Consider the following 26,453-nt stretch of genomic DNA (forward strand, 5'->3'; position numbering starts at 1 on the left):
GGGAGGATCTGAATGGACGTCACCACCATATTCGCAGGCGTAGTGCTGCTGCTGGCTATCGTGCTCTTGATCAGTGTCATCAAGATCGTACCGCAAGGCCGTGAATACACAGTCGAACGTTTCGGCAAATACACCAAGACGCTGAGCCCCGGCATCGGCTTCCTGACCCCGTTCGTGGAGCGGGTCGGCCGCCGCATGAACATGATGGAGCAGGTGCTGGACGTCCCGACCCAGGAGGTCATCACCAAGGACAACGCCATGGTGAAGGTCGATGCGATCGTGTTCATCCAGGTGATGAACGCCTCGGCGGGCGCTTACCGGGTCGAAAACCTTCCCTATGCCATCACCCAGCTCTGCATGACCAACCTGCGAACGGTCGTCGGTTCGATGGAATTGGACGAAGTTCTTTTTCAACGCGACTCGATCAACACGCGGTTGTTGACGGTCATCGACGCAGCGACTGAACCGTGGGGCGTCAAGGTCAACAGGATCGAGATCAAGGACCTTACTCCGCCCGTAGACATCACGAACGCCATGGCTCGCCAGATGAAGGCAGAGCGTGAAAAGCGCGCAATCATCACTGAAGCCGAGGGCGAAAAACAGTCCGCCATCGCGCGCGCCGAAGGTGCCAAACAGGCCGCCATTCTTCAGGCCGAAGGCCGCAAGGAAGCCGCTTTCCGCGACGCAGAGGCTCGCGAACGCGAAGCCCAGGCGGAGGCGAAAGCCACCGCCATGGTGTCGGAAGCCATCGCACGCGGCGATGTGAACGCCATCAACTACTTTATCGCCCAGAAGTATGTCGAAGCCTTCGCCGAACTGGCGCGCAGCCCGCAGCAGAGGACCGTCATCGTGCCCGCCGAAATGGGCGCCCTGGTCGGCACCATCGCCGGTATCGGCGAGATGGTCGGCTTGGCCAAGAACCAAAGCTCCGGCACGGCGCCAACCCCGCCCGTCCGTCCCGCACCGCCGCGTCGCCCTGCGGGCGGCGCAGTCCCACCCTCGGCCTGATCGTAGGAGGCTGAACGATGCTGTCGCTCGCTGATCTCTATGTCGCCCAGCCGTTCTGGATCTGGCTGGCCGTCGGGGTTCTGCTGTTGGCGGTCGAGGCGATGTTCTCGACCGAATGGCTGCTGTGGCCCGCCGTTTCGGCCGGCGTCGTCGCGGTGATGACGGCGGCGGGCGTGCGGCTAGGTTTGCCGGGCGAAGTCGCCGTCTTCGCCGTTCTGACGGTTATCGCTACGCTTCTGTCTCGTCGACTGATCTCCAAGGCCAACCCTGCCGGTCCCGACATCAACGACCGCGACAGCCGCCTGATCGGCCAAAGGGCGCGGGTGGTCGAAGCCTTCGTGTCTGGGCGCGGCCGCGTCTTCATCTCGGGCGCCGAATGGCCGGCCGAGATCGAGGGGGAACCGCCGGTGGAAGGGCAAGATGTGGTGGTGATGCGGATCACGGGATCTTTGCTGACGGTTCAGTCGCCGGTCTGAAACGACGCGGGCCGAGAGGCGTTCGTCAGGAATGACAGCCAGCCAGCACGCCGCCTTGGACGGTCTACCCACGCCCCGGCGATATTGGGCCATTGCGTCCATCGGCCTCGGGATCACCCTGGCCGTTCTGGACGGGGCCATCGCCAACGTCGCACTGCCGTCGATTGCGCAGGATCTGCAGGCGTCGTCGGCGGCGTCGATCTGGATCGTCAACGCCTATCAGATCGCCATCGTCGTCGCCCTGTTGCCGCTCGCGTCGCTGGGCGAGATCGTCGGCTATCGCCGGGTGTCGCAGGCGGGGCTGGCCGTCTTCACCTTGGCGTCCATCGCCTGCGTCTTCGCCAACTCCATCGAGGCGTTGAGCCTGGCCCGCGTCATCCAGGGATTTGGGGCGGCGGGCATCATGAGCGTCAACGGCGCCCTGGTGCGCTTCACCTATCCACAGAGCCTGCTGGGACGCGCCGTCGGCATCAACGCCGTGATCGTGTCCCTGGCCGCGGCTGCAGGGCCGACCATCGCCAGCGCGATCCTGTCCGTGGGGCACTGGCGCTGGTTGTTTGCGCTGAACGTACCCATTGGGCTGCTGGCCGTGTCGCTCGCGGGGTTCACCCTGCCGCACAATCCGCTGCACAAGCGCAAGCTGAACTGGACCGGGGCTGCGCTGAATGCGGCGGCGTTCGGCTTGGTCATCACGGGCTTGCAGTCCTTGGCGCATGGCGAGGCGGCGGTGCTGGGCTTTGGCCTGACGGGCGCAGGTCTGGCGGCGGGCGTCCTGCTGATTCGCCACGAGCGGTCGCGCGCTTCGCCTCTGATCCCGCTGGACCTCTTGGCGCGGCCGATGTTCAGCCTGTCGGTGGCGACCTCGATCATTTCCTTCACGGCGCAGATGATGGCCTTCGTGGCCTTGCCCTTCTTTCTTCAGGGATCGTTGCGACTGACGCCGGTCGAGACGGGTCTGTTGATGACGCCCTGGCCGTTGGCGACGATGATCGCGGCGCCCCTGGCCGGCTATCTGTCGGATCGATATTCGGCCGGTGTATTGGGCGCCATCGGGCTGAGCGTCTTCGCCTGCGGCTTGATGGCCTTGAGCTTCCTGAACGCCGATTCGACCCATTTCGACATCGTGTGGCGAATGGCGGTCTGCGGCGCAGGATTCGGCTTCTTCCAGTCACCCAACAACCGCGCCATGCTGTCTGAAGCGCCGAAAGAACGGGCTGGGGCGGCGGGCGGCACATTGGGGATGGCGCGCGTGGTTGGCCAGTCGTTGGGCGCGGTGGTCGTCGCCTTCCTACTGTCGACCACGCCGATCAATGGTGTCGCGCATGGCTTCCAGATCGCCGCAGTCACGGCCCTGTTCGGCGCGGTCATGAGCGGATCTCGCGTCCGACGCCGTCCGGCCGAGCCGGAAAAGGAAGTCGAGGCGGTCTAGCGCCGCTTCAGATCGGCGACGCCGCGATTCGCCAACTGGTCCGCGCGCTCGTTCAGTTCATGGCCCGCATGCCCCTTCACCCAGCGCCATTTGACATCGTGGCGTAGACGGGCGGCGTCCAGACGCTGCCACAGGTCGGCGTTCTTGACCGGCTTCTTGTCGGCGGTCAGCCAGCCGCGCGCCTTCCAGCCACGCATCCACTCGGTGATTCCCTGCATGACGTATTTGCTGTCGGTATGCAGTTCGACCTTGCAGGGTCGTTTCAGCGCCTCCAGCGCCATGATGGCGGCCATCAGCTCCATGCGGTTGTTGGTTGTGTTGGCTTCGCCGCCCCACAATTCCTTTTCGTGACCGCCGCCTGTCTGGAGCAGGGCGCCCCAGCCGCCGGGGCCGGGATTGCCCTTGCAGGCGCCGTCGGTGTGGATGATGACGTGATCGGAGGGACTCATGGTCGCGCAGACCTACAGCGTCCCTTGGCGTGGGGCCATCACTGCGCCTATATGCGCATCGAAGAATAGTGGATGGGATCGGATCACCGGTCCTCGCGAGGAGATTAGCCATGGGCTCCATGAGCATCTGGCATTGGGCCATCGTCATTGTCGTCATCGCGCTGCTGTTCGGCGGCCGGGGCAAGCTGTCGGGCATCATGGGCGACGCCGCCAAGGGCATCCGCGCCTTCAAGGATGGCCTGAAGGACGACGACAAGAAAGAGGGCCCGCACGAGGGTGTCAGCTCGCTGCCGCGCACCGAGGCGGAAAAGGAAGAGCTGAAGCGCTAGTCGTCGTCTGTAAGGGCTGACGCATGGGCGGGCTCGGCCCCGGTATCGGGGGCTTCGAATTAGTGGTGATCGGTCTGGTGGCCCTGCTTGTAGTGGGGCCAAAGGACTTGCCTGTTCTGATGCGTCGCGTCGGCCAGATGGTCGCCAAGGCGCGCGCCATGGCCAACGAGTTCCGCAGCAGTTTCGACGAGATGGCGCGTCAGTCCGAGCTGGACGACCTGCGCAAGGAGGTCGAAGCGCTGCGGACGGGGCAGGGGGCCATGTATCCCCTGGGGGCCGAGGCGGACGCCGCCTTCAAGGACATCAACGCGGGACTGACGGCGCCGACGCCCACGGCAGCCTTGCCTGCGCCCGAGCCGGAGGTTCCGGTCATGACGCCGGCCGCCGACGAATGGCCGGACACGCCGGCGCCCGTCGATCCCGTCGTGGAGACGAAGCCCAAGCGGGCAGTTGCGAAGGCGAAGCCTGTGACGACGGCCAAGCCCTCGACGATCAAGCCGCGCGCACCGGCCAAGCCCAAGGCGGCCCCTCCGGCCGCCAAGACAAAGTCGGCGACCGCCAAGCCCAAGACTCCGCGCAAGAAGGCCGCTGACCTGTGACGTCTCCCGATCGTGACGAGGCCGAGATCGAGGCGTCGCGCGCGCCCTTGATGGATCACCTGATCGAGCTGCGCGGGCGGCTGCTGATCTGCGTCGTGGCCTTCTTCCTGGCGTTCATCCTGTGCTTCGCCTTTGCGAATCAGATTCAGATCGCCCTGATCAAACCCTATCAGGCGGCGGTCGCGGTCCATGCGGCGGCCATGGCCAGCGGCGGTCATGCCAACCCCATCGAACTGATCGCGGTGATGACGGGGTTGAAGCCCTATCCGCCCGGCAGCGCGGCCGTCGTTCAACTGATCGCGACTGCGCCGCTGGAGCAGCTGTTCACCAAGATGAAGATCGCAGCCTTCGGCGCCGCCGTCCTGACCTTCCCCGTCATGGCTTGGCAGATGTATCGCTTCGTGGCGCCGGGCCTGTATCGCAACGAACGCGGCGCCTTCCTGCCGTTCCTAATCGCGGCGCCAGTCATGTTCTGCCTGGGCGGCGCGCTCGTCTATTACGTCATGCTGCCGTTCGTGATGCTCTTTTCCTTGAGCCAGCAGGTGGCCAGCGACGGCATTTCCGTGGCCCAGACGACCAAGATTTCCGACTATCTAAGCCTGGTGACCTCGCTGTTGCTGGCGTTCGGCCTGTGCTTCCAGTTGCCGGTCGTCACGACCCTGCTGGGCCTGGCCGGGCTGATCAATTCCAAGGTCATGGCCGCGGGCCGCCGCTACGCCATCGTCGCCGTGGTGGTGGTCGCCGCCGTGGTCACCCCGCCGGATCCGATCAGCCAGCTGATGTTGGCGATCCCGCTCGTGATTCTTTACGAGGTGTCGATCTGGTGCGTGCGGCTGATCGAACTGCGTCGCAAGAAGGCCGACGATCTGGAAGCCGAGGCGGCCTGACGTTCGCCATAGGCGTCGCGTCGTCGCAGGGGGAAACCAGCGGCCCTTTGATCGCTTAGATCGGCGATGAACCGTCGAAACCTGATCGCCGCCGGACTGGCCTTGCCTTTCAGCTATGGCTGCAGCGAAGCCGCCGAGATCCCGTCGCCCGCTGCTCGCACCCAAGGCCTGGCTGCCGGACTGATGGCCCAGGCCGAGACTGCTGGCGCGGCCCTGCCCAAACTCCAGGCGATGATCGTGGCCCGCGACGGCCAACGTCTTTTCGAACAGGTGTTTCGAGGGCCGTCGCTGGAAACGTCGGTCAACGTCAAGTCCGCGTCCAAGTCCGTGATCGCCGCCCTGGGCGGCATCGCCATCGGCCAGGGCCTCTTCTCCGGCGTCGATCAGCCGATCTCGACCTTCCTGTCCGACAGTTTCCCGAGCGATCCCGATCCGCGCCTTAGCCGGGTGACCATCGGCGACCTGCTGTCGATGCAGGCGGGGCTGGGGTCCACGTCCGGCGCGGACTATGGCGCCTGGGTGTCGAGCCGAAACTGGGTGCGCCATGCCTTGGCCCGGCCGTTCGAGGCCGATCCCGGCGGACGAATGGTCTATTCGACCGGCACGTCCCACCTGACGTCTGCCTGTCTGACGCGGGCCAGCGGGCGTTCGACCCTGGCCTTGACGCGGGAATGGCTGGGCGACCCCATGGAGATCGAGGTGCCGACCTGGCCCGCCGATCCGCAAGGTATCTATTTCGGCGGCAATGATATGCGGCTGTCGCCGCTGGCGCTGCTGAAGTTCGGGGAGTTGTACCGCAACGACGGTGTCCACGATGGGCTGCGCATCTTGCCGGAGGGCTGGGTCCAGCAGTCGTGGCGGGGCAGGGGCACGTCGCGCTGGAGCGGCAATCCCTATGGTTACGGCTGGTGGATTCGGCGCTCCAGCCGCCATGAGGTCTTCTTCGCCTGGGGTTACGGCGGCCAGATGGTGTTCGTCGTGCCGGACCTGAGGCTTACGGTCGTGATGACGTCGGATCCGACGCCGACAGCGACCCGAGACGGCCATGTCGACGCGCTGCACGCCCTGCTGGACCAAAGCCTGATCCCCGCTGCGGAACAGGGCGCCGCCGCCTCAATTGACAAGGGCGCCGACGGTTTCCCGCCGACGCCCAAATCTGCGGCCGATCTGACGATCAGCAGCTATAGTACATGTCGAACTCGACCGGGTGCGGGTGGAGTTGCAGACGCATCACCTCTTCCATCTTCAGCTCGATGTAGCTGTCGATGAAGTCGTCATCCATGACGCCGCCCTTCTTGAGGAAGGCGCGGTCCTTGTCGAGGTTTTCGAGGGCTTCACGCAGCGAGCCGCAAACCTCGGGGATCGAGCCGCGCTCTTCCGGCGGCAGGTCGTAGAGGTTCTTGTCGGCGGGCGCGCCCGGATCGATGCGGTTCTCGATCCCGTCCAGACCGGCCATCAGCAGGGCCACGAAGGTCAGATAGGGGTTGCCCATCGGGTCGGGGAAACGGGCTTCCAGACGCTTGGCCTTCGGCGACGAGACGTGCGGGATACGGATCGAGGCCGAACGGTTGCGGGCCGAATAGGCCAGTTTCACCGGGGCTTCATAGCCGGGGACCAGACGCTTGTAGCTGTTGGTGGTCGAGTTGGCGAAGGCGTTGATGGCCTTGGCGTGTTTGATGATGCCGCCGATATACCACAGGCATTCCTGCGACAGGCCGGCGTACTGGTCGCCGGCGAACTGGGGCTTGCCGTCCTTCCAGATCGACATGTGGACGTGCATGCCCGAGCCGTTGTCCGCGAACATTGGCTTGGCCATGAAGGTCGCCGACTTGCCATAGGCGGCGGCGACGTTGTGGATCACGTACTTATACAGCTGCAGCCGGTCGGCCATGGTCAGCAGGTCCGAGAACTTCAGGCCCAGTTCGTGCTGAGCCGGAGCCACCTCGTGGTGGTGCTTCTCGGGCTGAAGGCCCAGGTCGCGCATGACGCCCAGCATTTCGCCGCGCAGGTCCTGGCCCGAATCGACCGGGTTGACCGGGAAATAGCCGCCCTTGGCGCCGGGGCGGTGGCCCATATTGCCTTCGGTGTATTCGGCGTTGGTGTTGGCCGGCAGTTCGGTCGAGTCATACGAATACGATGTGTTGTGCGGCTGGGTCGACCAGCGCACGTCGTCGAAGATGAAGAACTCGGCTTCCGGGCCGAAATAGACCACGTCGCCCACGCCCGACGATTGCACGTAGGACAGCGCCTTCTTGGCCATCGAGCGGCTGTCGCGGTTGTACGGTTCGTTGGTGTCGGGGTTCAGCACGTCGCAGAACAGGAACATCGTCTTCTGCTGATAGAACGGGTCGATATAGGCCGTGGTCAGGTCCGGCTTCAGCAGCATGTCGGACTCGTTGATGGCCTTCCAGCCCGCGATCGACGAGCCGTCGAACATCGTGCCTTCGTTCAGGAAATCCTCGTCGACCAGGTCGACGTCGAAGGTGACGTGCTGCAGACGGCCGCGCGTGTCGGTGAAGCGGACATCCACATACTGGACCTCCTCATCCTTGATCTCTTTGAGGATCTTGCTGGCGCTCATTGTCGGAAGTCCTGTTTCTTGGCGTTTGGGGAGGAAACCGGTCAGCGACCCGAGGGGCCGAGGGCCGGGGAGGGGTGGTCGAGATTAGACGGCCTGGGCTCCGGTCTCGCCGGTGCGGATACGGATCACCTCGGCGACGTCGGACACGAAGATCTTGCCGTCGCCGATCTTGCCCGTGCGGGCCGAGGTCTGAATGGCCTCGACGACGGCGGGCGCGAGGTCGTCGGCGACGACCACCTCGATCTTGATCTTGGGCAGGAAGTCGATGACGTATTCGGCACCGCGATACAGTTCGGAATGACCCTTCTGGCGGCCATATCCCTTGGCCTCCAGCACAGTCATGCCTTGCACGCCCACGTCCTGGAGCGCCTCTTTGACGTCATCCAGCTTGAAAGGCTTGATGATGGCTTCGATTTTCTTCATGGCGACCCCTGAGCGGCGCACGGAATGCAGCGGCGCTCGGGCCCAAATGGGACACAGCAAGGGCGTTCAAAGCAAGCGATTTTCGCAGATAAGCCACGGATAATCGGAACGCGGATGATAGAAACCAACGACCCGGCGATCTGGCGCAATTTTCTACCGTGGCCGAGCGCGGAAACGCACAAGCATACGCGGGGCCGATTGGCAGTCGTGTCGGGAAAAGCCCATCAGACGGGCGCTGCACGGCTTGCGGCGCACGCAGGACTACGAATAGGCGCCGGCGTGGTGCGAATCCTGTGTCCGCCAGACGCCGTCGCCGTTATCGCGCCCGCCGTCCAGGCGATCATGCTGACGCCGTTCTCTTCACCTGAAGTCTTAGGCCGAGAGGCCGCAGGAAGCGACGCCATCGTGATCGGACCGGCCGCCGGACTGGAGGACGCGACGATCGCCAATATCCAGGCCTTGGCGTTGAGCGGGGCTGTTCTGGTAATCGACGCCGATGGTCTGTCGGTCTTCAAGGGCCGAACCGCCGAACTGTTCGCCGTTCTGGACCGCGACGACATTCTGACGCCGCACGAGGGCGAGTTCGAACGGCTATTCCCAGGCCTGCTGGCCCAAGGCCGCGAGACCGCCGCCATCGAAGCCGCGCGCATGGCCCAGGCGACCATCGTCCTGAAGGGCGCCCGGACCATCATCGCATCGCCAGACGGCCGCATTCGCCGCAATGAGAACGGCTCGGCTTGGCTGGCGACGGCTGGAACCGGCGATGTCCTGGCCGGCATGATCGGCGGATTGGCGGCTCAGCGGATGGACAGTTTCGATTCGGCATGCGCGGCGGTCTGGATCCATTCCGATGCTGGGGAACGTTTTGGACCGGGATTAACCTCTGACGACCTGAGCGATGTTCTGCCCAAGGTGCTGGCGTCTTTATGGAAAGGCTGAGCCGCCGTGATGCTGATCCATCCGACGCCCTAATCAATATTTCGTATAATATATCTTAGGCGACAATCTGATGCTTGCGGCTTTGTCGGTTTCCCTTCGCGCTGCGAGTTTCGTGCGAATGCGATTCGCATGAGGGAAACCGCGCAGAAAACTATCTGATGTGTCCCTAGATCTGAGACTCAAAGCCAACCTTGACCGATACTATCTGACCCCTCAGCGTCATGGTGACGCTTGGGTCATCTGGAAAATCGGCAAAAAGCCGGGCTAGTTGTTACGCTGGCCTACGCCGGCATCGGCCGCTATTTCCACCGCCTCGGCCTCTAATCTGAACAGCTGATTCAGCAGCAGAAACTCGGCTAGTGCGCCGGGATCAGTGCCGGCCGGACGGTGCATGCGGGGATTTCGAAACGCCATGAAGGTGTTGGCGAAGAGCTCTGCTCGTCCGCCTCTTTCGGCCTCATGCATGACGCGCCAACCGAGGCGGCTCTTGAAAGCCTCTCGGAAAAGTTTGGCACCGTGTTGATCGAGGCCCGACCGTCTCCTGATCGTATCCTCCAGCAGCCGGTAGCCATCGATGAGTACCTGATCCGGATTGGCCCAAAATTTCAAAGCTGACGCCGCGAGCCGCCGATCCAGGATCGCAAAGGGCATCACCTGGGGCATCATCGCGACCCAATGCCCCTCGACCACCCAGCGATGATGGCGCTCTTGGATGTAGTCTTGCCATCGTGCGGGCCGCACCTCTTGCGCGACACTCAGGGCGTCGAGATCGCCTAGGGTCAGGGCGGAATCGTCGATCCGGCTGATATAGGTGGGCTCGACGGCGTGCTCGCTGATCGTTGCGCCGTGAGCAACTAGGGCACACAGTACCTTCGACAAGGCGTTGGGCCCCTCCCCGCTGTATCCGGACGAGAAGCCAGATTTTATCGCGATCATGTCGTCGAACTCTGTCGAGAGAAGAAGTGCATGGCTCCCCGCCGCCGATAGCAGGCGAACTTGGCGGATCGCTGAGCGCCCCATTAGCAGATTAAGTACTGCATCCAGACAGTCTTGAGATACGCCCGCCACGCCATGATAGGCGATCCCCGCAGGCCGTCCTAGGCGCCCAGGTCCGACAGATGACATCGTCTGATCCTCTTGTTCCCTGGCTCTCCCCTGTTGGGGCGACTTTCGCGCCCCGAACGATGCGCCCCAGTGGGAAGCCGATATCCACGTCTAAACTAGAGCCCGCCCCCCGCTTAGTAGATCGCCTGCAAGCGGACCTTCAGGGCAAAACAGGTCTCGCCGCGCCTGTCCACCAGAACGAGGGAGGGCCACGGTATTCTAAGGCCCCTTCCCCAATCAACATCAGGTCAGCGCCAGAGTAGACGTTTGCAGCCAATCTCAGAGGCGACATATGGCCGGCGGACCTTGCGGAGTGCCCGCGCCCCAGGTTGATCCTGACGCGTTGCCCGGCCGCCTCCAAAGTTTCGAGCACGAAGGCAGTCCGGCGTGCGGCTGAAGCGCGCCATGGATTGCACGGTATTTGCTGACGGCTTGGCCGAATTGTCGCTTACAGTTCCGCCATGACCATCGCTGGCACTCCTTGCTTCTCTCGGCCCCGACTTGATGCGCTCGTGGCAGCGCTGAAAGCCTTGCCGCCCTCCGGCGCCGACGGCTTCGAGGGCTTGTTGGCGCGTGTTCTGTCTCGCATCAGCGGCCAGGATTTCCGGCTGGCCCGATCGGGGGGACAGGGCGGGCTCGACGGTGCCGCGTTGACCGGGGTCGTTTTCGAAGCGAAACGCTATGACGAGAAGATCCCCAATGATCAGATCTTCAGCAAAGTTTTCCAAGTCGGAGCCGGGGTGGCACCGCCCCATCTGTGGATTCTCGGTGCGACGGTGGAGGTCGGTACGCAGGCACTACAGACCCTGACAGCAGGGGCCGATCGGCTGGGCGTAGGCGTGTTGATCCTGGACTGGCCCACTGCCTCACCATTGCCGCCTCTTGCTCTGGTCTGTGCGATGGCGGCCGCTGATGTCGTCGAGTTCCTGCGCGAGCGTGATGTTGTTGAAGGCACCGTCGCCGAAGTCGGTGCCGTGCTCGTTGCGCTTCGGCGTGAGGAGGGTTTCGACGCCGCTGCCGACGCCTTTACCGGCAGACTCCGGGCGCCTGCCCTTGCGCTTCCCAATGCCATGGAAGCCAACAACCGGATACTCCGGGCTGCTTTCTGCGATCGCCGCCAGGCCCGAAACCTCTTCGGCCAAGGTCTCGCTCCTGAGGCTGAAGCCGCGCTTCCTACCCGAGAACGGCGGCAGCTCGAAGAGACCGTGCGCGCGAGCCTTCTGTCCGCCCAGAACGGGGAGATCGTCGCACTACTCGGCCGCGAGGGCCATGGAAAATCCTGGCTCTTCGCCCAAGCCTGGCTTGGCATTGAGGCCGCGCCGTTGACCGTGGTTGTCCCCGCCAAGTCGCTCGGGCTCGCCACGCCACACGGCCAGGTCCTGCCGTTCCTGATCGGGCGTTTGATCGAGCAGACGGGAGACCAGGACACCGAGGGCCTCAGAGCGCGATGGCGCCGCCGGATCGAGACCTGGGGACCGAGAACGGAAGGCGAGCCGCCGCGCTTTATCATTTTTATCGACGGCCTAAACGAGCAGTCCGAGCTAGAATGGCCCCGGTGGCTCGGGAAGGTGTCAGGGTTCGCCGCAGAGCACGGCGGCGTGCTCGCCATCTCCTCCCGCCAGGCTTTCTTCTACGATCATGTTTACCGCGAACTCGCGCCGGCTGTGACATCGGTCCAGGTTCCGGAATGGTCGGAGGCCGAACTGACCACGATCCTCGACGAGCGGCGCGTGGATCGAAGCGCCCTCTCCCCTGCCGTGTTCGAGCGCTTGCGCAATCCCCGGCTTCTCGGCATCGCCTTTGATCTCCTGGGTGCTGGCGGCATCGCCACCTTCACCGAACTCAGTGTTGACCGCCTGCTGTTCGAGCATATTCGTGCCGGTGCCCGGGACGGAGTTGCGCCCGAGCCTGTCGAACAGTTTGTGAAAAGGCTGTCGCTCCACGCCCAAGAGGTGATCGAGCGGATCCGCAGCCAGCGAACCGAGGACAGGCTGGTTTTTGACCAGGTCCCGGCAGGATCCGGCGGTTTCGCCCTCACCCCGGCGCTCGCGGCGGTGACGGCCGAACATTTCTTCCGTCCGCTTCCGGAGGACCCAACGTTATACACCCTCGCAGAGGACGGAATGTCCTTGGCTCTTGGGTTCTCGCTTGTGAAGGCCTTGCAACGCGCCGATCGTGGAGGCGACGTCAGCGAAGCGCTCGGAGAGTTGATCGATCCCATCGCCGCCCTGGACAAGACCGCCGAGACGGTGTTTTGAGGGCCGGGCTGTTGCAAGCAGCTTCCGGCCTTCGTCTTGTTAGCTATCCTTCAGGCATGAATGCTCCTCGTCGTCGCAGATTGCGGACGAAGGATTCCGTTTCAAATCAAAACAATCAACTACTCAAATTGGGCGGAGAAAGACGTCACGCCTATTCGCGTTGCATTATCAGTTTTAACTGATAATCTGAATTGGTCCAAGCGTCTGCTTGATCACAGGAATTCATGAGCAAAGCGCCAATGCTGGGCATTTGAGTTTTTTTACATCGGCGTTTGGGTACGCGTTGCGCGGTGTGGGGAACATGCAGCGGCTGCGCGACGGCAACCAAGGAAAACTAGCGCGGCATCGCGCCTTATTTTCAGTGGTTTAAATTCTCAGCTTTAAAGGGAAACGACAGGCTTAGCGCCCCAGTCGGCTGTCCTGCGCCTGCTTCTGGATCGTCACCGGCGTCTTCGCGCGCGGCGGCTGTCGCGTCAGTCTGACGCCCTTCAGCCAGAGGTTGAGCGCCTCGTAGTGGATGGCGGCGACCACCTTGAAGGTCATTAGCGGGATCGCCGATGTGGCTGCGGCGATCTGGCGGTCGTCGAGTTTCTGGCGTTCGGCCGCCATGGACGCCGTGATCAGCACGCCGGCCGCGTCAAGGCCATCGATGGTCATGTCGAGCCGTTCGCCTGGCGCATGGCCTCGGAACCGATAGTCCATCTCCATTCCCATGAAGGGCGAGACGTACAGCGCCTTGGCGGAGCCCTGTCGGATCAGGCCGTGCCTCTGGTCTTCGGCCGGGACGGGAATGACGTAGGCGTGGCGGATGCCGAAAGTGCTGGTCACCTCGTACACCATCGCCGCCAGTCGGCCGTCGGTGTGGTGGCAATAGTAGAGGCTGATCGGATTGAAGACGTAGCCGAGGACGCGCGGCATGGTCAGCAGACGGATGGGGCCGCCGTCGAGGTCGATGCCTGCGAGGCGCATCCACGCCTCGACCTGAGGCCGCAAGGCGCCAGAGCCATCGCCATAGTCGGCGTCGTGGAAGGAAAGCAGGTTGAAACGATTGCGAGAAAACAACCGCAGGCCTTTATCCAGATCGTCGATCTCGGCCAGGTCAAGCAGCAGCCAGAAGACGCGATAATTCAGCTGGTGCGTCTTGGGACGCAGGCGTCGGTGCATGACCCGGCCACGATAGAGGGCCGAGGCTTGGGTCACGCGGCCTGCTCGAATACCGGGGTCGGCAGCGGCGACAGATGGATGCGGCCGCTCTCGTTCTGGACCGACCACGGGCGACGGACGCCGCCGAGTTGTTCGGCGACCGCCAGACCGGACTGCAGGCCGTCCTCATGGAAGCCGGCGCCGAAGTGGGCGCCGCAGAACCAGACGCCGCCCTGCCCTTGCAGGCTCCACAGCGCTTTCTGGGCCTGGATGGCGGCGGGATCGAAGACGGGGTGTTCGTAAAGTTCGCTGCGCAACAGGGTGCCCGAACGCGGCGGGCGCGGCGGGTTCAAGGTCACGAACAGGTCGTCGCCTGGCAGGCCCTGAAGCTTGTTCATCCAATAGGTGACGCACAGCCCGTCGTCGGCGCCGATATAGTTCCAGCTGGCCCAGGCGCGACGGCGGCGCGGCATCAGACTGGCGTCCGTATGCAGGACGGTCAAATTGCGGCTGTAGCGGAAGGCGCCCAGCAGGGCTTTTTCCTCGGCCGTGGGTTCGGCCAGCATGGCCAGGGCCTGATCGGCGTGGGCGCCGATCACCACCTGGTCGAAGCGCTCGACGCCCCCCTGGCTGTCATGAACGAAGACGCCCTCCTCCGTGCGCCGCACCGCCGTCACGCCGCGATCAAGTCGAACGTCGTCGATGGCGCGCGCCAGATGTTCGACATAGACCCGGCTGCCGCCCCCGACGGTGCGCCACATGGGACGGCCAACCAGTTTCAGCAGGCCGTGATTGCCGCAGAAGCGAATGAAGGACTCGGCCGGATAGTCCATCAGCGTATGCGCGGGAGACGACCAGATGGCCGCGGCCATGGGCAGCAGGTGGTCGTCGCGGAACGCCTCGCTGAAACCCTCGCGCTTCAGATAGTCGCCCAGGGTCAAAGACGAATCGGACATGCCGGCCAGATCCTTGGGCGCATCGCGATAGAAGCGCAGGATCTCGCTCAGCATCGCCCAGAACCGGGGCCGAAGGGCATTGCGACGCTGGGCGAACAGGCCGGGCGCCGCGTATTCGAAACGGCCGTCGTCCAGCGAGACGGCGAACGACATGTCAGTGGCGCGGGTCGAGACGCCAAGGTGTTCAAACAGGGCGATCAGATTGGGATAGGTCGCGTCGTTGAAGCAGATGAAACCGGTATCGACGGCGATGTCGCCTGACGGCACCCCCGCCGTCACGGTGTTGGAATGCCCGCCCAGCCGGTCGGCCTTCTCGTAGATCGTCACCTGATGCCGCTGTGACAGCAGCCAGGCCGATGACAGCGCCGCGACGCCGGAGCCGATGACGGCGATCTTCAGACGATCGGCAGAAGGATTCGCGGGCGACAGGGACATGGAAACTCCGAATACACGCCCGCTGGCGCAAGCCTAGGCATGAACGGATTACGGGTCGCCGTCATGATCGGATCGCGATTGATCCAGACATTTCCGCCAAGCGTATTAGGGTTCATGCATGTCGAGACACTGCCCTTCACGTCGAATCCATGCCGGTCCCCGCGCATGAAGACACTCGACAATCCATCAGACCCGCTCCTGCATGATCGGCTGATCGAGGCGATTGCGCTGCGTCGGGACCGGGAGGCCTTTGCGGCCCTGTTCGCCTATTTCGCGCCCCGCCTGAAAGCCTGGCTGATCAAGTCGGGGGCGACGCCCGGCGCCGCCGAAGATTTCGCCCAGGACGCAATGCTGACCGTATGGCGCAAGGCCGACCTGTTCGACTCGTCAAAGGCCCGCGCCGCGACCTGGATCTTCACCATCGCCCGCAATCGCCGCCTCGACATGTTGCGCCGCGACGCGCGTCCCCTGCCGACGCCGGAGATCGAACTGGCAGGCGAGGATGTGCGCCGCCCCGACGAACTGCTGTCGATGTCGCAGGACGCAGACCGGGTTCGTGACGCCCTGTCTCGATTAAGCCCCGATCATGTCGAGGTCCTGCGCCTCGCCTTCTTCATGGACAGCTCCCATTCCGAAATCGCCAAACACCTCGACCTGCCGCTCGGCACCGTCAAATCCCGTATTCGTAACGCCATGACCAAGCTCCGCCTGATCCTCGCGCCGTCAGAGGAGGCCGCGCGATGAAGCCGCAACGCAATCCTTCCGAAGAACGGCTGCTGGCCTATGCCGCAGGGACGCTTAGCCCGCCTGAGGCCGTCGTGATGGCCGCGCATCTGGCGATGCGGCCGGCGAACGACGCCTGGGTTCGCGATCTCCAGGCCGTAGGCGGCGAATTTCTCGACGAGGCGACGCCGTCGGCCCTGTCGCACGATGCGCTCGCCCTGGCGATGGCGCGGATCGAGACGGATGCAGGCGAGGTGAAGGCTCTGGCTCCGCTGAACGACATGCCCGAACTGCCCGAGCCGCTGCGGCGCTATGCGCTCAGCCCCTGGCGTTGGATCGGGCCGGGCATGCGGGTGCGCGATGTGCATGCGCCACGCGACGGCGATTGTCGCGTGATCCTGCTGAAGATCGAATCGGGCCGTGAGACGCCCAAACACACGCACGGCGGCATCGAACTGACCTGCGTCATCTCCGGCGCCTATGCGACGGAAACCGAGCGATTCGACGTGGGCGACTTCGAGGAGGCCGATACGGAAGTGCTGCACCAGCCGCGCGTCGTGTCGGACGAAGCCTGCCTTTGCGTCGTGGCGCTGGATGGCCAGATCCAGCTGGACGGCTGGATAGGCAAGCTGATTCAGCCGTTCGTTCGCCTGTGACCGGCTTGGCGGCGCTGTGGGGCGTTGCGGCCCCGTTTCTCGTCATCGTGATGTCGGCGGCCTGGCTGGTGCAGAAACGCACAGGCCAAGGCGGCTGGGCCGACGCCTTCTGGTCGCTGGGCCTAGGCGCGGCAGGCGTTGGTGTCGCGCTGTTTCCGATCGACGGCGCAGCGCCGTCTCTGCGGCAATATCTGGCTGCCCTCTTGATCGGTTTGTGGGGGCTTCGTTTGGGCTCGCACATCGCCGCCCGCGCCGCCCATGAGGGCGAAGACGCCCGCTATGCCCGGCTGCGCCAGGACTGGGGCGACGGTTTTCAGATCAAGATGTTCGGCTTTCTGATGCTGCAGGCAGGGGCAGCCGCCTTCTTGGCGCTCAGCGTCATGGCGGCCGCGCGCAATCCGACGCCCGGACTGACCCTGCAGGACGGTTTCGCGACGCTGGTCTTCGTGGGCGCGCTTTTCGGCGAGGCCATCTCGGATCGGCAACTGTCGGCTTTCAAGCGAAATCCCGCCAACAAAGGCGGGGTTTGCGATGTCGGCCTGTGGGCCTGGTCGCGTCATCCGAATTATTTCTTCGAATGGCTGGGCTGGTGCGCCTGGCCTCTGTTCGCCATCAACCTGAGCGGTGAATGGCCGTGGGGCTGGCTGGCGCTGACGGGGCCGGCCTATATGTATTGGCTGCTGACCCAGGTCTCCGGCGTGCCCTTGCTGGAAGAGCATATGCGGCGCTCGCGACCCAAGGCGTTCGAGGCCTATGCCGCCCGCACCAGCGCCTTCTTCCCTCGCCCGCCGCGTCACTGAATAGACGTCAGTCCTTGCGAGTGGTCCCAAGGTGAATGTCGCCGCGTTTGCGCGCGATTTCCATCTGCCTGTGGCGCTCGGCATAGCGTTCTCGCTGAGCGTCGTCGCGCGTGTCGTGGCAACGCTCGCAGCAGACGCCCTCGACGTAGTGGGGCGAGGCGCGACCGGCCTCGTCCACCGGCAAACGACAACCCCTGCAAAGCGTATGCGGCCCCTGGCTCAGCCCGTGCCCGACCGAGACCCGTTCGTCGAAGACGAAGCATTCGCCTCGCCATAGGCTCTCATCCTCATCCACCGTCTCAAGGTAGCGCAGTATACCCCCTTCCAGATGGTGAACATTTTCGACGCCCTCCGCCTTTAGGAAGGCCGTCGATTTTTCGCAGCGGATACCGCCAGTGCAGTACATGGCCACCCGCTTTGCGCCGGTCTGCTCCAGCACGGCGCGGCCTTCGGTGCGGAACCAGTCGGGAAAGTCGCGGAAGCTGCTGGTATTAGGCTGGATCGCCCCCTCGAAAGCGCCGACCTCGCCCTCGTAATCGTTGCGCGTGTCGATGACCAAGGTCTCGGGATCGGCGATCAGCGCGTTCCAGTCCGTCGGGGACACATAGACGCCCGCCTGTCGCGCCGGGTCCAGATCGGGCTGGCCCATGGTGACGATCTCGCGTTTGACGCGCACCTTCATGCGGTGAAAAGGCACGGCGTCCGTCCAGGCGTATTTGAGTTCCAGCGTCTCGAACCCGGGCATGGCGTGGATCGTCGACAGCACCGCCTCGACGGCCGGCTCCGACCCGGCGATGGTGCCGTTCAGCCCCTCGGGCGCGACCAACAGCGTCCCCCTCACCTCCCCGGCGTCGCAACGGGCCTGAAGCGCATCCCGGACAGCGGCGGGATCGGCGACGGGCGCGAAACGATAAAGCGCCGCGACCCGGACGGCTTGGTCTGGCGAGGTCTGGAGTTCGGTCACGGATCAGGCCCCTCGCAGGCGCCGGGGATGGCGCGCCCAGCAGGACTCGAACCTGCAACATCCCGCTTAGAAGGCGGGTGCTCTATCCGGTTGAGCTATGGGCGCTCTGGCAAGACGTCAGGCGTCAGTGCGTCCAGGACTGCTTGCGATTGGTGGCGAAGTTGTCGGCATAGGCCTTGATGATCATCGGCGGATCGTTCGGCTCGTGCAGGCGGAAGGCGATGCCGTGGCGTTCGGCGTATTCGACAGCCTCTTCTTTCGACTCGAAGGTCAGGCGGACCTGACCGTTCATGTCGCTGGAGCTGGTCCAGCCCATCAGCGGGTCGATGGTGCGCGCGGAGGCCGGCTCGAATTCCAGACGCCAGTCGCGGCTCTTGGCCTTGCCCGACTGCATCGCGGTTTTGGCCGGGCGGTAAATGCGAGCCAGCATGGCGAAATCCTCAGTGACGGCGGAGCCTCTGGCCCTGCCATAACGCGCGCTGGACGTATGATCCAGCGGCCTTCCGTTGGTCGGGGCGAGAGGATTCGAACCTCCGACCCTCTGGTCCCAAACCAGATGCGCTACCAGGCTGCGCTACACCCCGGACCGAACGGAGCGCTCTATTGGCACTTCACGACGCGATCCGCAATCAAGGCTTGAAATAAGGATGTAAAACTTTGTCACCCGGCTTCGCATTGATCTCGGCGGCCCGCCCTGCGCGCAGTTCCAGCACCCCGTTCGCCGCCCCGTTCGAGGCAATCGGCGCCTCCGAGAAGGGCGTGGCGTGCGATGCGATGGAGACGATTCGTCCCTGGGGGTCGATGTAGAGGATGTCCAGGGAACTGGGCGTGTTGCGCATCCAGAAGCTCTGCTCGCGCGGCGCTTCGCCCGGCCACTGGAACAGCATGCCGCGATCCGCCTCCAGCGGCGGGCGGAACATCAGGCCGCGCTGCCGCTCGGGCTCTTCGTCGGCGATCTCGACCCAAAACGGATGTTCGCCGGATGTGGTGACGACGGCCAGCTTTTGAAGCGGTTCGCCATTGGGGCCGAGCGGCGCCTTGGCGGCGCAACCGGCGACGGCGAGCATCAGTAGTCCCGCCATCAGAAAACGTCTTGTCGCCTCGATCATACGCCTCTCCTGGGCGCCGAATCAGTCGCCCGTTCTGATGTCCGCGACCACCAGGCCCTTCGGGCCATTGGCGAATCGCACCCGCACCGTATCGCCGGGAATCAGATCTTCCAGGCCGCAGCGCCGCAGGGTCTCGATATGGACGAAGATATCGCCGGGTTCGCGATCACGCACGACGAATCCGTAGCCCTTGGTGCGATTGAACCATTTGACCAGGGCCGTCTCCAACTCCTCATCAGTTTCCACCGGCGGTCTCGGAGCTGTCGCGGCGGCCGGACGACGCGCGACCTGGACCGCTTCGCCCTCCCCCAGGTCGTGAATTTCGAACGTCTGCCAGCCCTTCGAGCGTTTGACGCAGTCGCAGGTAATGGGCGCGCCCTCGTCGGCGGCGTCGCGGCCAAGGTCGCGCAGGCTGCTGATGTGCAGCAGGACGTCTCGCATCTCGGTCAGCGTCGGGTCGTCCGGCACGATGAAGCCATAGCCCTTCGTCGCATCGAACCACTTCACGCGCCCAGTGACGCGAACGGTCTGCGCCGTTTCCGTCTCGCTATAATCAGACACTTAAGAACCCCCGCCCGCGCCTCCAGCGGACTCGTCTTTATGTTTAACACTGTTCCGCGAAAGTTTGAAAAGCGGAAAATGCACGTGAGGGGCGAAGTGTGGGCCTTGAAGGAATAGAGATGCAGGCACGCAACGATAAGCGACTGCTCTTCTACATCGTCTGAAATGTAAGGCGTTTCTGTTGCCGGGAGCTTTGGGGCTCTACCGTGGACCTGCCCGCGTGGCAGTCCCTAGGGGAGTCGAACCCCTCTTTTCAGGTTGAAAACCTGACGTCCTAACCGATAGACGAAGGGACCGCTGCGCGGGAGAGCCGGCGATATAGCCGCGCCCTCGGGACGGTGCAAGCTTGGATTTCGAGTTTTTTGGGCCGCCGTCAGATCATTCGAGGGTCAGCGACATCCTCGATCTCGAACTGCACGCCCCTGCGGCCGTTCCAGTCATCGGCCTTCAGCCGGCCGACGATGTTCAGCCCGCCCTGCCCCGACAGCAAGGCCTGGCCAGACGGCAGATCGGCGCACCGCCAGGCGATGGCCTTCACCGAGGCGCCGTCCGCGCCGACCAGGCGACAACGGACATGACCGCCGTTCATCGCGACGGGTTCGCGCGCCTGAACGCCGGTCAGGGCAAAGCTCGGCTCGGGGTTGGCGGGACCGAAGGGCGCCAACTGTTCGAAGGATTCGAACAGCTCGCGCGTCGCCGCTCCGGGATCGATCAAGGCGTCGATCTCCAGCACGTCCTGCGACACAGCCTCGACCCGTTCGGAGGCCAGCCGCTCGTTCAGGAATGCAGTCAACTCCGCGACACGCGCGCTGTCCATCGTCAGGCCTGCGGCCATGGCGTGACCGCCCCCCGCCATCAGGATGCCCCTCTCCCACGCCGCCTGGATCGCGCGGCCCAGGTTCATGCCGGGCTGGGATCGTCCCGAGCCCTTGCCCAGTCCCGTCACGGGATCGACGCCGATGACGATGACCGGCTTGCGCCAGCGTTCGCGCAGGCGGCCCGCGACGATGCCGACGACGCCGGGGTGCCAGTCCTCGCCCGCGACCACGACGACTGCGGTGTCGTCGGCATGGACGCCGGTCGCCTCGACACGGCGGACGGCGGCGTCGGTGACGGACCGCTCGACATCGCGCCGCGACAGATTCAGCGCATCCAGTTCCATCGCCAGCGCCTCGGCCTCTGCCGGATTATCGGTGGACAACAGCCGCGCGCCCAGGTCTGACCGTCCGATCCGACCTCCGGCGTTGATCCGGGGCCCCAGGATGAAGCCCGCGTGATTGCTCTTTGCCGGACCAGGCTCCGCGCCCGCTGCCGCCAGCAGGGCGCGCAGACCCGGATTGCGCCACTCGCTCATGACCTTGAGACCCAAGCCGGTCAGAGCGCGGTTGAACCCGGTCAAGCCCGTCACGTCACAGATGGCCCCCAAGGCCGCGAGGTCCAGCCACTGGCGAATGTCCGGCTCCGGCCTATCGGTGAAAAGGCCGCGCCGCCGTCCCTCGCGGTTCAGGGCCGCCAAAAGCACGAAAACCACCCCCGCCGCCGCCAGATTGCCTTGACCGGAGGTGCAACCCGGCCTGTTCGGGTTGACGACCGCCAGGGCCGTCGGCGGCTCGCTGCGCATCAGGTGGTGGTCGATGACGACGACATTCAGGGCAATGAAGGCGGCATGAGCCAGCGCCTCGTTCGCCGCCGCGCCGCAGTCCACCGTGATGACCAGATCTGCGCCCGAGGCCTTTAGAGTGTCGAACGCCTTGGCGCTGGGGCCATAGCCTTCGGTCAGCCGGTCGGGGACATAGATCGACAGCTCGTGACCCATCGCTCGGAACCAGCGCACCAGCAGAGCCGCGCTGGATGCCCCATCCACATCATAGTCGGCGAAGACGTGGATGTTGGCCTTGGCCTGCAGGGCGTTCAGGATTGCATCGGCCGCCGCATCCATGTCCATGAAACTGGACGGATCGGGAAATAGAGCGCGCAGCGTCGGGTTCAGGAAATCGGCCCCTTGATCCGCCGATACGCCACGCGACGCCAGGGCGCGGGACAGAAGCTCGTCCAGCCCGAGGCCCTGCATGTGGGCACGGGTCGTCGCCGCATCCGCAGGTCGCTGACGCCAGGCGCGCCCTGAGAGAGACCGGGACACGCCCAGAAATGCATTCAGTGTCTTTGCGCCGCCGTCATCCGCCATCAGCACATCATCGCGGGATTCTGCATCCCCGGCGACCGGTCATTGCGTCGGGCGGCGATCGAGCGGCGGCGGCGCCTTGGCGCGATCGCGCAGACTCTGGGCGAAGGCTTCGATGTCCGCCTGGGTGCGGGCGGCATCGGGCGAAACCGGCACGGACTGGACCGCAGCCGCCGTCTCGGCGGCGAGAGCCTCGGGATCGGTCAGGGTCCAGTCGATCCGCGCGATCTCGCTGTTCAGCGTCGCGCTGTCGTTTTGCAGGCGCTGAGCATTGGCGGCGACCTGGGCGACGGGCGGCAGGTCGGTTGGCGCGGCCGGGAAATCCTCCCAGCGGGGATAGTGGCTATTGGCGTCGACCAGTTCCTGAACACGCGGCGCCAACGGCGAGACGGGCTCGGTCTTGGACGCAGAACCGCCGATGCAGCCGGCCAGCGGCGCTGAGATCGCGACTGCGGCGATCAGGATCAGCTTTTTCGAATTCAGCGCGTTCATTTCCTGGCTGGTCTTATGCCATCATCGCCACGCGCGGAAGGGCGGATGAACCGGCCTCCGATGCAGGAAGCGCGAAGGACGATCATGGCCAAGCTCCCGAAGACGCCGACAGACGCCGCCGAACGCCCGGCGCGCAAGGCCGGACGCCCGACCTCCGCCAAGCCCCGCCCCCCGCGCCAGCCCAAGCCAAAGCCGGCCGAACCGCAGGAGGCGCCGGCTGAAATCGTCGCCGAGGCCGCGCCCGAACCGACCTTCCCAGGCGCCGCGCAGGCCGAGATGATCGAGACCCTGTCGATGAACCTGGCCAAGGCGGCCATGATGGCTCAGAGCGCCATTGCAGAAGCCGCCCTGACCCAGGCGGACCGCCCCGCTGCCCTTTCTCCCGATCCGTTCAATGTCGCCCCCGCGATGACTTCGGTCATGACCAGCCTGGCCGCACAACCCGACAAGATGATGCAGGCGCAGGCCGACCTGTTCGGTCGCTATATGCAGCTCTGGTCGTCCACAGCGCGCCAGGCGGCCGGTGAGGCGCCCGACCCCGCCCCGACCGACAAACGGTTCAAGGACCCGGCCTGGTCCGAAAACCCGATGTTCGATATGATGCGTCGATCCTATCTGCTGACCTCGGACTGGATGAACGGCCTGATCGCGGGCGTGGAGGATGTCGATCCGACACTGAAACGCCGCGCCCAATTCTTCACGCGTCTGCTGACGGACGCCTTCTCCCCGTCGAACTTCTTGGCGTCCAATCCCGTCGCTCTGAAAGCGTTGGCCGAAACGAGCGGCGAATCGCTGGTGAAGGGGATGCAGAATTTCGCCGCCGATTTGGAGCGCGGCGGCGGGTCGCTGCGCATCAGCCAGGCCGACTATGGCAAGTTCGTCGTCGGCGAGAACGTCGCCACCGCGCCGGGCCAGGTCGTCTGGCGCGATGAGCTGTTCGAACTGATCCAGTATGCGCCGACGACCGAGACCCAGCATGAAATTCCGCTGCTGATCTTCCCGCCCTGGATCAACAAATTCTACATCATGGACCTGCAGCCGGCGAACTCGCTGATCCGCTGGCTGTCGGCCCAGGGCTTTACGGTCTTCGTCTGTTCCTGGGTCAATCCGGACAAGGACAAGGCCGATTTCGGCTTCGACCAGTATCTGGAAAAAGGCATCTATCGCGCGGTCGAGAAAACGCTGAAACAGGCCGGGACCAAGCAGTTGAACGCCGTCGGCTACTGCATCGGGGGCACCCTGCTGGGCGCCGGCCTCGCGCACATGGCGGCCAACGGCGACAAGCGGGTCGCCGCCGCCACCTTCTTCGCCGCCCAGCACGACTTCGCCGAGGCCGGCGACCTGCTGCTGTTCACGGACGAGCACTGGATCGCCGAGATCGAGCGTCAGATGGATGCGGCGGGCGGCGTCCTGCCCGGCGCAGCCATGGCCGAGACCTTCAACGCCCTGCGCTCCAATGACCTGATCTGGTCCTTCTTCATCAGCAACTATCTGCTGGGCAAGGATCCGCCCGCCTTCGACCTGCTGTTCTGGAACGCCGACCAGACGCGGATGCCCAAGACGCTGCATCTGGACTATCTGCGCCAGATGTATGGGGCCAACGTCCTGGCCCAGGGCGCCTTCCAGATCGGCGGGCTGACGGCGGACCTGTCGAAGGTGACGATCCCGCTCTATTTCCAAGCCAGCCGCGAGGATCACATCGCGCCGATGAACTCGGTCTATCGCTCCGCCAAACTGTTCGGGGGCAAGGACGTCACCTTCACCCTGGCGGGATCGGGCCATATCGCCGGCGTCATCAACGCCCCAGCGGCCAAGAAATACCAGCACTGGACCAATGCCGCCCTGCCCGCGACCCTGGCCGAATGGCAGGCCGACGCGGTAGAGCATTCCGGCAGCTGGTGGGAGCATTGGTCTGCATGGTTGGCCAAGCGTGCCGGAAAGGAAATCCCCGCCCGCGATCCTGAAAAGGGGCCGCTAAAGCCCATCGAGCCGGCCCCCGGCAGCTATGTGAAAGTGAAGTCTTGAACCGTATCGAACCCAACGCCCTGCTCGCGATCAGCACGGGGGTGGCGCTGATCCTGCTGATCATGACGGCCAGCGTCTTCGGCGAGACCGGCAATACGGTGAAATACATCATCTCGGCCGTGATCTGCTCGGCCGCCTTCGTCCTGCTGAACGGACGTATGGCCAAGGCTATGAAGCGCCCGGCGGTTCAACCGATGATCCACCCCGACACGCCCGGCACGGCGGTCTGGGCCGGCCTGTTTCCTCTGATCGTCATCGGCATGGCGTGCGCGCCGGTCTTCTTTGCGGGCCACGATTATGGGCTGCTGGTGATCATCGCCTCGGTCATCTTTGGCCTGACCGTCGATTCCGCCATTCGGGCGCGGCGTGGTTAGGCCGCGACGAACTTCAGCGCCACGCCGTTGTTGCAGTAGCGCAGGCCGGTCGGACGAGGGCCGTCGTCGAACACATGTCCCTGATGCCCCAGGCAGCGGGCGCAGTGATATTCGGTGCGCGGAATGCCGATGGCCAGGTCGCCTTTTCGACCGATGTTGGCGGCGATCACGTCATAGAAGCTGGGCCAGCCGGTGTGGGAATCGAACTTCCACTGCGACCGAAACAGCGGCAGGTCGCAGCCCTTGCAGACGAAGGTTCCGCGCCCGTGCTGGTCGTTCAGCGGGCTGGAATAGGGCCGCTCCGTCCCCTCGTGCCGCATGACGCGCCATGAGGCGTCACCCAGTCGCCGTCTCCAATCGGCATCGGAGATGTGGCGATAGGGCGAGGTCGCATACTGCCCCTCCCCCGCCTCGGAGGGTTCGGGAGAACAGGCGGACAGAGCGAGCGCGCTGGCGCCCATCAGAAGGCCCCGGCGATGCACGATCAGGGACTGGGTCATGCCCTTCATACGAAGGACGCAGTGAAATGGTTTCAGCCGCTCAGATCAGGCCGGTCGTCTCGTCCAGCCCCAGCATGATGTTCACATTCTGCACCGCCGCGCCTGACGCGCCCTTGCCCAGATTGTCGAGCAGGGCCACCAGTCGCGCCTGCTCGCCATTGCGGTCGCCGAAGACGTGCAGACGCAGGCGGTTGGTGCCGTTCAGGCCTTCGGGTTCCAGACCCGACAGGGCCTCGGTTTCTTCCAGATCGGCGACCTCGACGAAATGCTGTCCGTCATAGGCTTCGACCAGTGCGCCGTGAAGGCGTTCGACGGACGGCGTCTCCGGCAAGGCGGCCAGATGCAGCGGAACCTCCACCAGCATGCCCTGCCGATAGTTTCCGACCGCAGGCGCGAACAGGACGTCGCGGCTTAGCCCCGTATGTTTCGTCATCTCCGGCACATGTTTGTGCTTCAGCGACAGACCGTAGGCCCGATAAGCGGTCGCGGCGCCAGGCGCCTCGAACTCGGCGATCATGGCCTTGCCACCCCCGGAATAGCCCGACACCGCATTGACCGTGACCGAATAGGTCGCCGGAACCAGCCCCGCCCTCACCAGCGGCCGCATCAGCCCGATGAAGCCTGTAGGATAGCAGCCGGGGTTCGACACGAACGACGACCGCGCGATCAGATCACGCTGTCCCGCATCCATTTCCGGGAAGCCATAGGCCCAGCCCGGCGCGACCCGATAGGCGGTCGAGGCGTCGATCACCTTGACCGACGGGTTCTCGATCATCGCCACGGCTTCCCGCGCCGCATCATCCGGCAGGCACAGGATCACCGCGTCGGCGCCGTTCAGCGCCTCGCGCCTCGCCTCCACATCGCGACGACGCTCGCCCAGCAGGACCAGTTCCAGATCCGGGCGCGCCTCCAGTCGCTCGCGGATCTCCAGCCCCGTGGTGCCGGCCTCGCCGTCGATGAAGATGGTGTGGGTCATAGGCTGCTCCTGACCGTTCTGCCTTGCGGTAGAAGATAGACAAGAAAAAGGGCGCTCCGGGTCTCCCCGAAGCGC

Annotated in this window: 28 protein-coding genes and 3 tRNA genes; 14 read left to right on the top strand and 17 right to left on the bottom strand. The window is 64.5% G+C overall.

Annotated elements, in window-relative coordinates:
• Window positions 1-12: 12 nt before the first annotated feature.
• The 3 genes from EGY25_RS15725 to EGY25_RS15735 are packed head-to-tail and all read left to right on the top strand — an operon-like array spanning window position 13 to window position 2,913.
• Window positions 13-1,008, top strand: coding sequence for an SPFH domain-containing protein (locus EGY25_RS15725; protein ID WP_135195950.1), 996 nt, complete (start codon window positions 13-15; stop codon window positions 1,006-1,008).
• A gap of 17 nt (window positions 1,009-1,025) precedes the next feature.
• On the top strand, window positions 1,026-1,484 hold the full coding sequence (locus EGY25_RS15730) for an NfeD family protein (RefSeq protein WP_135195951.1): 459 nt from the start codon (window positions 1,026-1,028) through the stop codon (window positions 1,482-1,484).
• Between the two features lie 31 nt (window positions 1,485-1,515).
• Window positions 1,516-2,913: an MFS transporter gene (locus EGY25_RS15735; protein WP_135195952.1), complete on the top strand. Its 1,398-nt coding sequence runs from the start codon at window positions 1,516-1,518 to the stop codon at window positions 2,911-2,913.
• Here the strand turns inward: EGY25_RS15735 and rnhA are convergent.
• Complete coding sequence (gene rnhA / locus EGY25_RS15740) at window positions 2,910-3,362, bottom strand: ribonuclease HI (protein WP_135195953.1); 453 nt, start codon at window positions 3,360-3,362, stop codon at window positions 2,910-2,912. The two genes, EGY25_RS15735 and rnhA, sit on opposite strands and share 4 nt — an antisense overlap.
• A 110-nt stretch (window positions 3,363-3,472) precedes the next feature.
• On the opposite strand from rnhA, the gene EGY25_RS15745 reads away from it, so the two are divergent.
• The 4 genes from EGY25_RS15745 (at window position 3,473) to EGY25_RS15760 (ending at window position 6,446) form a co-directional block, all read left to right on the top strand.
• Complete coding sequence (locus tag EGY25_RS15745) at window positions 3,473-3,691, top strand: twin-arginine translocase TatA/TatE family subunit (RefSeq protein ID WP_135195954.1); 219 nt, start codon at window positions 3,473-3,475, stop codon at window positions 3,689-3,691.
• Between the two features lie 23 nt (window positions 3,692-3,714).
• Complete coding sequence (gene tatB / locus EGY25_RS15750) at window positions 3,715-4,290, top strand: Sec-independent protein translocase protein TatB (protein ID WP_135195955.1); 576 nt, start codon at window positions 3,715-3,717, stop codon at window positions 4,288-4,290.
• Window positions 4,287-5,177 carry a twin-arginine translocase subunit TatC gene (gene tatC, locus EGY25_RS15755; protein ID WP_135195956.1) on the top strand — a complete coding sequence of 297 codons (891 nt, stop codon included), beginning with the start codon at window positions 4,287-4,289 and terminating at the stop codon, window positions 5,175-5,177. The genes tatB and tatC overlap by 4 nt, the downstream gene beginning before the upstream one ends.
• Before the next feature lie 66 nt (window positions 5,178-5,243).
• Window positions 5,244-6,446, top strand: a complete 1,203-nt coding sequence (locus tag EGY25_RS15760; RefSeq protein ID WP_135195957.1) for a serine hydrolase domain-containing protein — start codon at window positions 5,244-5,246, stop codon at window positions 6,444-6,446.
• On the opposite strand, the gene glnA is transcribed toward EGY25_RS15760, so the two are convergent.
• Together glnA and EGY25_RS15770 are read right to left on the bottom strand one after the other, a co-directional pair.
• Complete coding sequence (gene glnA / locus EGY25_RS15765) at window positions 6,352-7,758, bottom strand: type I glutamate--ammonia ligase (RefSeq protein ID WP_135195958.1); 1,407 nt, start codon at window positions 7,756-7,758, stop codon at window positions 6,352-6,354. The genes EGY25_RS15760 and glnA overlap by 95 nt on opposite strands.
• A gap of 84 nt (window positions 7,759-7,842) precedes the next feature.
• Window positions 7,843-8,181 (bottom strand): P-II family nitrogen regulator, encoded by a 339-nt coding sequence (locus tag EGY25_RS15770; protein ID WP_008261682.1) that lies wholly within the window; start codon window positions 8,179-8,181, stop codon window positions 7,843-7,845.
• A gap of 114 nt (window positions 8,182-8,295) precedes the next feature.
• On the opposite strand from EGY25_RS15770, the gene EGY25_RS15775 reads away from it, so the two are divergent.
• The gene (locus tag EGY25_RS15775; RefSeq protein WP_135196085.1) at window positions 8,296-9,120 is read left to right on the top strand and encodes an NAD(P)H-hydrate dehydratase; all 825 of its coding nucleotides are present in this window, start codon (window positions 8,296-8,298) and stop codon (window positions 9,118-9,120) included.
• 264 nt (window positions 9,121-9,384) lie between these two features.
• On the opposite strand, the gene EGY25_RS15780 is transcribed toward EGY25_RS15775, so the two are convergent.
• Window positions 9,385-10,056 (bottom strand): TIGR02391 family protein, encoded by a 672-nt coding sequence (locus EGY25_RS15780; protein WP_209308109.1) that lies wholly within the window; start codon window positions 10,054-10,056, stop codon window positions 9,385-9,387.
• Between the two features lie 629 nt (window positions 10,057-10,685).
• Between EGY25_RS15780 and EGY25_RS15785 the strand changes: the two genes are divergently transcribed.
• Window positions 10,686-12,482 carry a hypothetical protein gene (locus EGY25_RS15785; protein WP_135195960.1) on the top strand — a complete coding sequence of 599 codons (1,797 nt, stop codon included), beginning with the start codon at window positions 10,686-10,688 and terminating at the stop codon, window positions 12,480-12,482.
• 399 nt (window positions 12,483-12,881) lie between these two features.
• Here the strand turns inward: EGY25_RS15785 and EGY25_RS15790 are convergent, their stop codons facing one another.
• Both EGY25_RS15790 and EGY25_RS15795 read right to left on the bottom strand, forming a co-directional pair.
• The gene (locus EGY25_RS15790) at window positions 12,882-13,682 is read right to left on the bottom strand and encodes a DUF1365 domain-containing protein (protein ID WP_135195961.1); all 801 of its coding nucleotides are present in this window, start codon (window positions 13,680-13,682) and stop codon (window positions 12,882-12,884) included.
• The gene (locus EGY25_RS15795; RefSeq protein WP_135195962.1) at window positions 13,679-15,016 is read right to left on the bottom strand and encodes an NAD(P)/FAD-dependent oxidoreductase; all 1,338 of its coding nucleotides are present in this window, start codon (window positions 15,014-15,016) and stop codon (window positions 13,679-13,681) included. Before EGY25_RS15795 ends, EGY25_RS15790 begins: the two co-directional genes overlap by 4 nt.
• 165 nt (window positions 15,017-15,181) lie before the next feature.
• Between EGY25_RS15795 and EGY25_RS15800 the strand changes: the two genes are divergently transcribed.
• The 3 genes from EGY25_RS15800 to EGY25_RS15810 are packed head-to-tail and all read left to right on the top strand — an operon-like array spanning window position 15,182 to window position 17,195.
• Complete coding sequence (locus EGY25_RS15800; RefSeq protein WP_135195963.1) at window positions 15,182-15,760, top strand: sigma-70 family RNA polymerase sigma factor; 579 nt, start codon at window positions 15,182-15,184, stop codon at window positions 15,758-15,760.
• Window positions 15,757-16,395, top strand: coding sequence for a ChrR family anti-sigma-E factor (locus EGY25_RS15805; protein ID WP_135195964.1), 639 nt, complete (start codon window positions 15,757-15,759; stop codon window positions 16,393-16,395). Before EGY25_RS15800 ends, EGY25_RS15805 begins: the two co-directional genes overlap by 4 nt.
• On the top strand, window positions 16,392-17,195 hold the full coding sequence (locus EGY25_RS15810) for a DUF1295 domain-containing protein (RefSeq protein WP_432417384.1): 804 nt from the start codon (window positions 16,392-16,394) through the stop codon (window positions 17,193-17,195). Before EGY25_RS15805 ends, EGY25_RS15810 begins: the two co-directional genes overlap by 4 nt.
• 7 nt (window positions 17,196-17,202) lie before the next feature.
• Here EGY25_RS15810 and EGY25_RS15815 read toward each other — a convergent pair whose 3' ends face one another.
• The 9 genes from EGY25_RS15815 to EGY25_RS15855 all read right to left on the bottom strand — a co-directional run bounded on the left by EGY25_RS15815 (window position 17,203) and on the right by EGY25_RS15855 (window position 22,503).
• Entirely contained in the window at window positions 17,203-18,159 is a 957-nt protein-coding gene (locus tag EGY25_RS15815) for a rhodanese-related sulfurtransferase (protein ID WP_135195965.1), read from the bottom strand.
• Between the two features lie 28 nt (window positions 18,160-18,187).
• A tRNA-Arg gene (locus EGY25_RS15820) sits at window positions 18,188-18,264 on the bottom strand.
• Window positions 18,265-18,283: 19 nt separating this feature from the next.
• The gene (locus tag EGY25_RS15825; RefSeq protein WP_135195966.1) at window positions 18,284-18,589 is read right to left on the bottom strand and encodes an ETC complex I subunit; all 306 of its coding nucleotides are present in this window, start codon (window positions 18,587-18,589) and stop codon (window positions 18,284-18,286) included.
• A 77-nt stretch (window positions 18,590-18,666) separates the two neighbouring features.
• A tRNA-Pro gene (locus tag EGY25_RS15830) sits at window positions 18,667-18,743 on the bottom strand.
• Window positions 18,744-18,788: 45 nt separating this feature from the next.
• A complete protein-coding gene (locus tag EGY25_RS15835) occupies window positions 18,789-19,268 on the bottom strand; it encodes a DUF192 domain-containing protein (protein ID WP_167762594.1) in 480 nt (159 codons plus the stop codon).
• Between the two features lie 21 nt (window positions 19,269-19,289).
• Window positions 19,290-19,829 carry a cold-shock protein gene (locus EGY25_RS15840; protein ID WP_167762595.1) on the bottom strand — a complete coding sequence of 180 codons (540 nt, stop codon included), beginning with the start codon at window positions 19,827-19,829 and terminating at the stop codon, window positions 19,290-19,292.
• Between the two features lie 221 nt (window positions 19,830-20,050).
• Window positions 20,051-20,125, bottom strand: a tRNA-Glu gene (locus EGY25_RS15845).
• A gap of 77 nt (window positions 20,126-20,202) precedes the next feature.
• Entirely contained in the window at window positions 20,203-22,014 is a 1,812-nt protein-coding gene (gene recJ / locus EGY25_RS15850; RefSeq protein ID WP_135195967.1) for a single-stranded-DNA-specific exonuclease RecJ, read from the bottom strand.
• 39 nt (window positions 22,015-22,053) lie between these two features.
• Window positions 22,054-22,503 carry a hypothetical protein gene (locus tag EGY25_RS15855; protein ID WP_135195968.1) on the bottom strand — a complete coding sequence of 150 codons (450 nt, stop codon included), beginning with the start codon at window positions 22,501-22,503 and terminating at the stop codon, window positions 22,054-22,056.
• An 84-nt stretch (window positions 22,504-22,587) separates the two neighbouring features.
• Between EGY25_RS15855 and phaC the strand changes: the two genes are divergently transcribed.
• On the top strand, window positions 22,588-24,528 hold the full coding sequence (gene phaC / locus EGY25_RS15860) for a class I poly(R)-hydroxyalkanoic acid synthase (protein ID WP_135195969.1): 1,941 nt from the start codon (window positions 22,588-22,590) through the stop codon (window positions 24,526-24,528).
• Entirely contained in the window at window positions 24,525-24,902 is a 378-nt protein-coding gene (locus tag EGY25_RS15865; RefSeq protein ID WP_135195970.1) for a hypothetical protein, read from the top strand. Before phaC ends, EGY25_RS15865 begins: the two co-directional genes overlap by 4 nt.
• On the opposite strand, the gene msrB is transcribed toward EGY25_RS15865, so the two are convergent.
• Entirely contained in the window at window positions 24,899-25,402 is a 504-nt protein-coding gene (gene msrB, locus EGY25_RS15870; RefSeq protein WP_135195971.1) for a peptide-methionine (R)-S-oxide reductase MsrB, read from the bottom strand. The genes EGY25_RS15865 and msrB overlap by 4 nt on opposite strands.
• 40 nt (window positions 25,403-25,442) lie before the next feature.
• The gene (gene argC / locus EGY25_RS15875) at window positions 25,443-26,378 is read right to left on the bottom strand and encodes an N-acetyl-gamma-glutamyl-phosphate reductase (protein WP_135195972.1); all 936 of its coding nucleotides are present in this window, start codon (window positions 26,376-26,378) and stop codon (window positions 25,443-25,445) included.
• Window positions 26,379-26,453: the final 75 nt, after the last annotated feature.

Source organism: Brevundimonas intermedia (assembly GCF_004614235.1).
Classification (GTDB): domain Bacteria; phylum Pseudomonadota; class Alphaproteobacteria; order Caulobacterales; family Caulobacteraceae; genus Brevundimonas; species Brevundimonas intermedia_A.

Coding starts and splice junctions, on each gene's coding strand:
- EGY25_RS15825 (WP_135195966.1), bottom strand. CDS start 18,589: ATGCTGGCTCGCATTTACCGCCCGGCCAAAACCGCGATGCAGTCGGGC.
- recJ (WP_135195967.1), bottom strand. CDS start 22,014: ATGGCGGATGACGGCGGCGCAAAGACACTGAATGCATTTCTGGGCGTG.
- glnA (WP_135195958.1), bottom strand. CDS start 7,758: ATGAGCGCCAGCAAGATCCTCAAAGAGATCAAGGATGAGGAGGTCCAG.
- EGY25_RS15805 (WP_135195964.1), top strand. CDS start 15,757: ATGAAGCCGCAACGCAATCCTTCCGAAGAACGGCTGCTGGCCTATGCC.
- EGY25_RS15725 (WP_135195950.1), top strand. CDS start 13: ATGGACGTCACCACCATATTCGCAGGCGTAGTGCTGCTGCTGGCTATC.
- EGY25_RS15760 (WP_135195957.1), top strand. CDS start 5,244: ATGAACCGTCGAAACCTGATCGCCGCCGGACTGGCCTTGCCTTTCAGC.
- EGY25_RS15735 (WP_135195952.1), top strand. CDS start 1,516: ATGACAGCCAGCCAGCACGCCGCCTTGGACGGTCTACCCACGCCCCGG.
- EGY25_RS15770 (WP_008261682.1), bottom strand. CDS start 8,181: ATGAAGAAAATCGAAGCCATCATCAAGCCTTTCAAGCTGGATGACGTC.
- EGY25_RS15855 (WP_135195968.1), bottom strand. CDS start 22,503: ATGAACGCGCTGAATTCGAAAAAGCTGATCCTGATCGCCGCAGTCGCG.
- EGY25_RS15730 (WP_135195951.1), top strand. CDS start 1,026: ATGCTGTCGCTCGCTGATCTCTATGTCGCCCAGCCGTTCTGGATCTGG.
- phaC (WP_135195969.1), top strand. CDS start 22,588: ATGGCCAAGCTCCCGAAGACGCCGACAGACGCCGCCGAACGCCCGGCG.
- tatB (WP_135195955.1), top strand. CDS start 3,715: ATGGGCGGGCTCGGCCCCGGTATCGGGGGCTTCGAATTAGTGGTGATC.
- EGY25_RS15800 (WP_135195963.1), top strand. CDS start 15,182: ATGAAGACACTCGACAATCCATCAGACCCGCTCCTGCATGATCGGCTG.
- rnhA (WP_135195953.1), bottom strand. CDS start 3,362: ATGAGTCCCTCCGATCACGTCATCATCCACACCGACGGCGCCTGCAAG.
- msrB (WP_135195971.1), bottom strand. CDS start 25,402: ATGACCCAGTCCCTGATCGTGCATCGCCGGGGCCTTCTGATGGGCGCC.
- EGY25_RS15795 (WP_135195962.1), bottom strand. CDS start 15,016: ATGTCCCTGTCGCCCGCGAATCCTTCTGCCGATCGTCTGAAGATCGCC.
- argC (WP_135195972.1), bottom strand. CDS start 26,378: ATGACCCACACCATCTTCATCGACGGCGAGGCCGGCACCACGGGGCTG.
- EGY25_RS15745 (WP_135195954.1), top strand. CDS start 3,473: ATGGGCTCCATGAGCATCTGGCATTGGGCCATCGTCATTGTCGTCATC.
- EGY25_RS15780 (WP_209308109.1), bottom strand. CDS start 10,056: ATGATCGCGATAAAATCTGGCTTCTCGTCCGGATACAGCGGGGAGGGG.
- EGY25_RS15835 (WP_167762594.1), bottom strand. CDS start 19,268: ATGATCGAGGCGACAAGACGTTTTCTGATGGCGGGACTACTGATGCTC.
- EGY25_RS15775 (WP_135196085.1), top strand. CDS start 8,296: ATGATAGAAACCAACGACCCGGCGATCTGGCGCAATTTTCTACCGTGG.
- EGY25_RS15785 (WP_135195960.1), top strand. CDS start 10,686: ATGACCATCGCTGGCACTCCTTGCTTCTCTCGGCCCCGACTTGATGCG.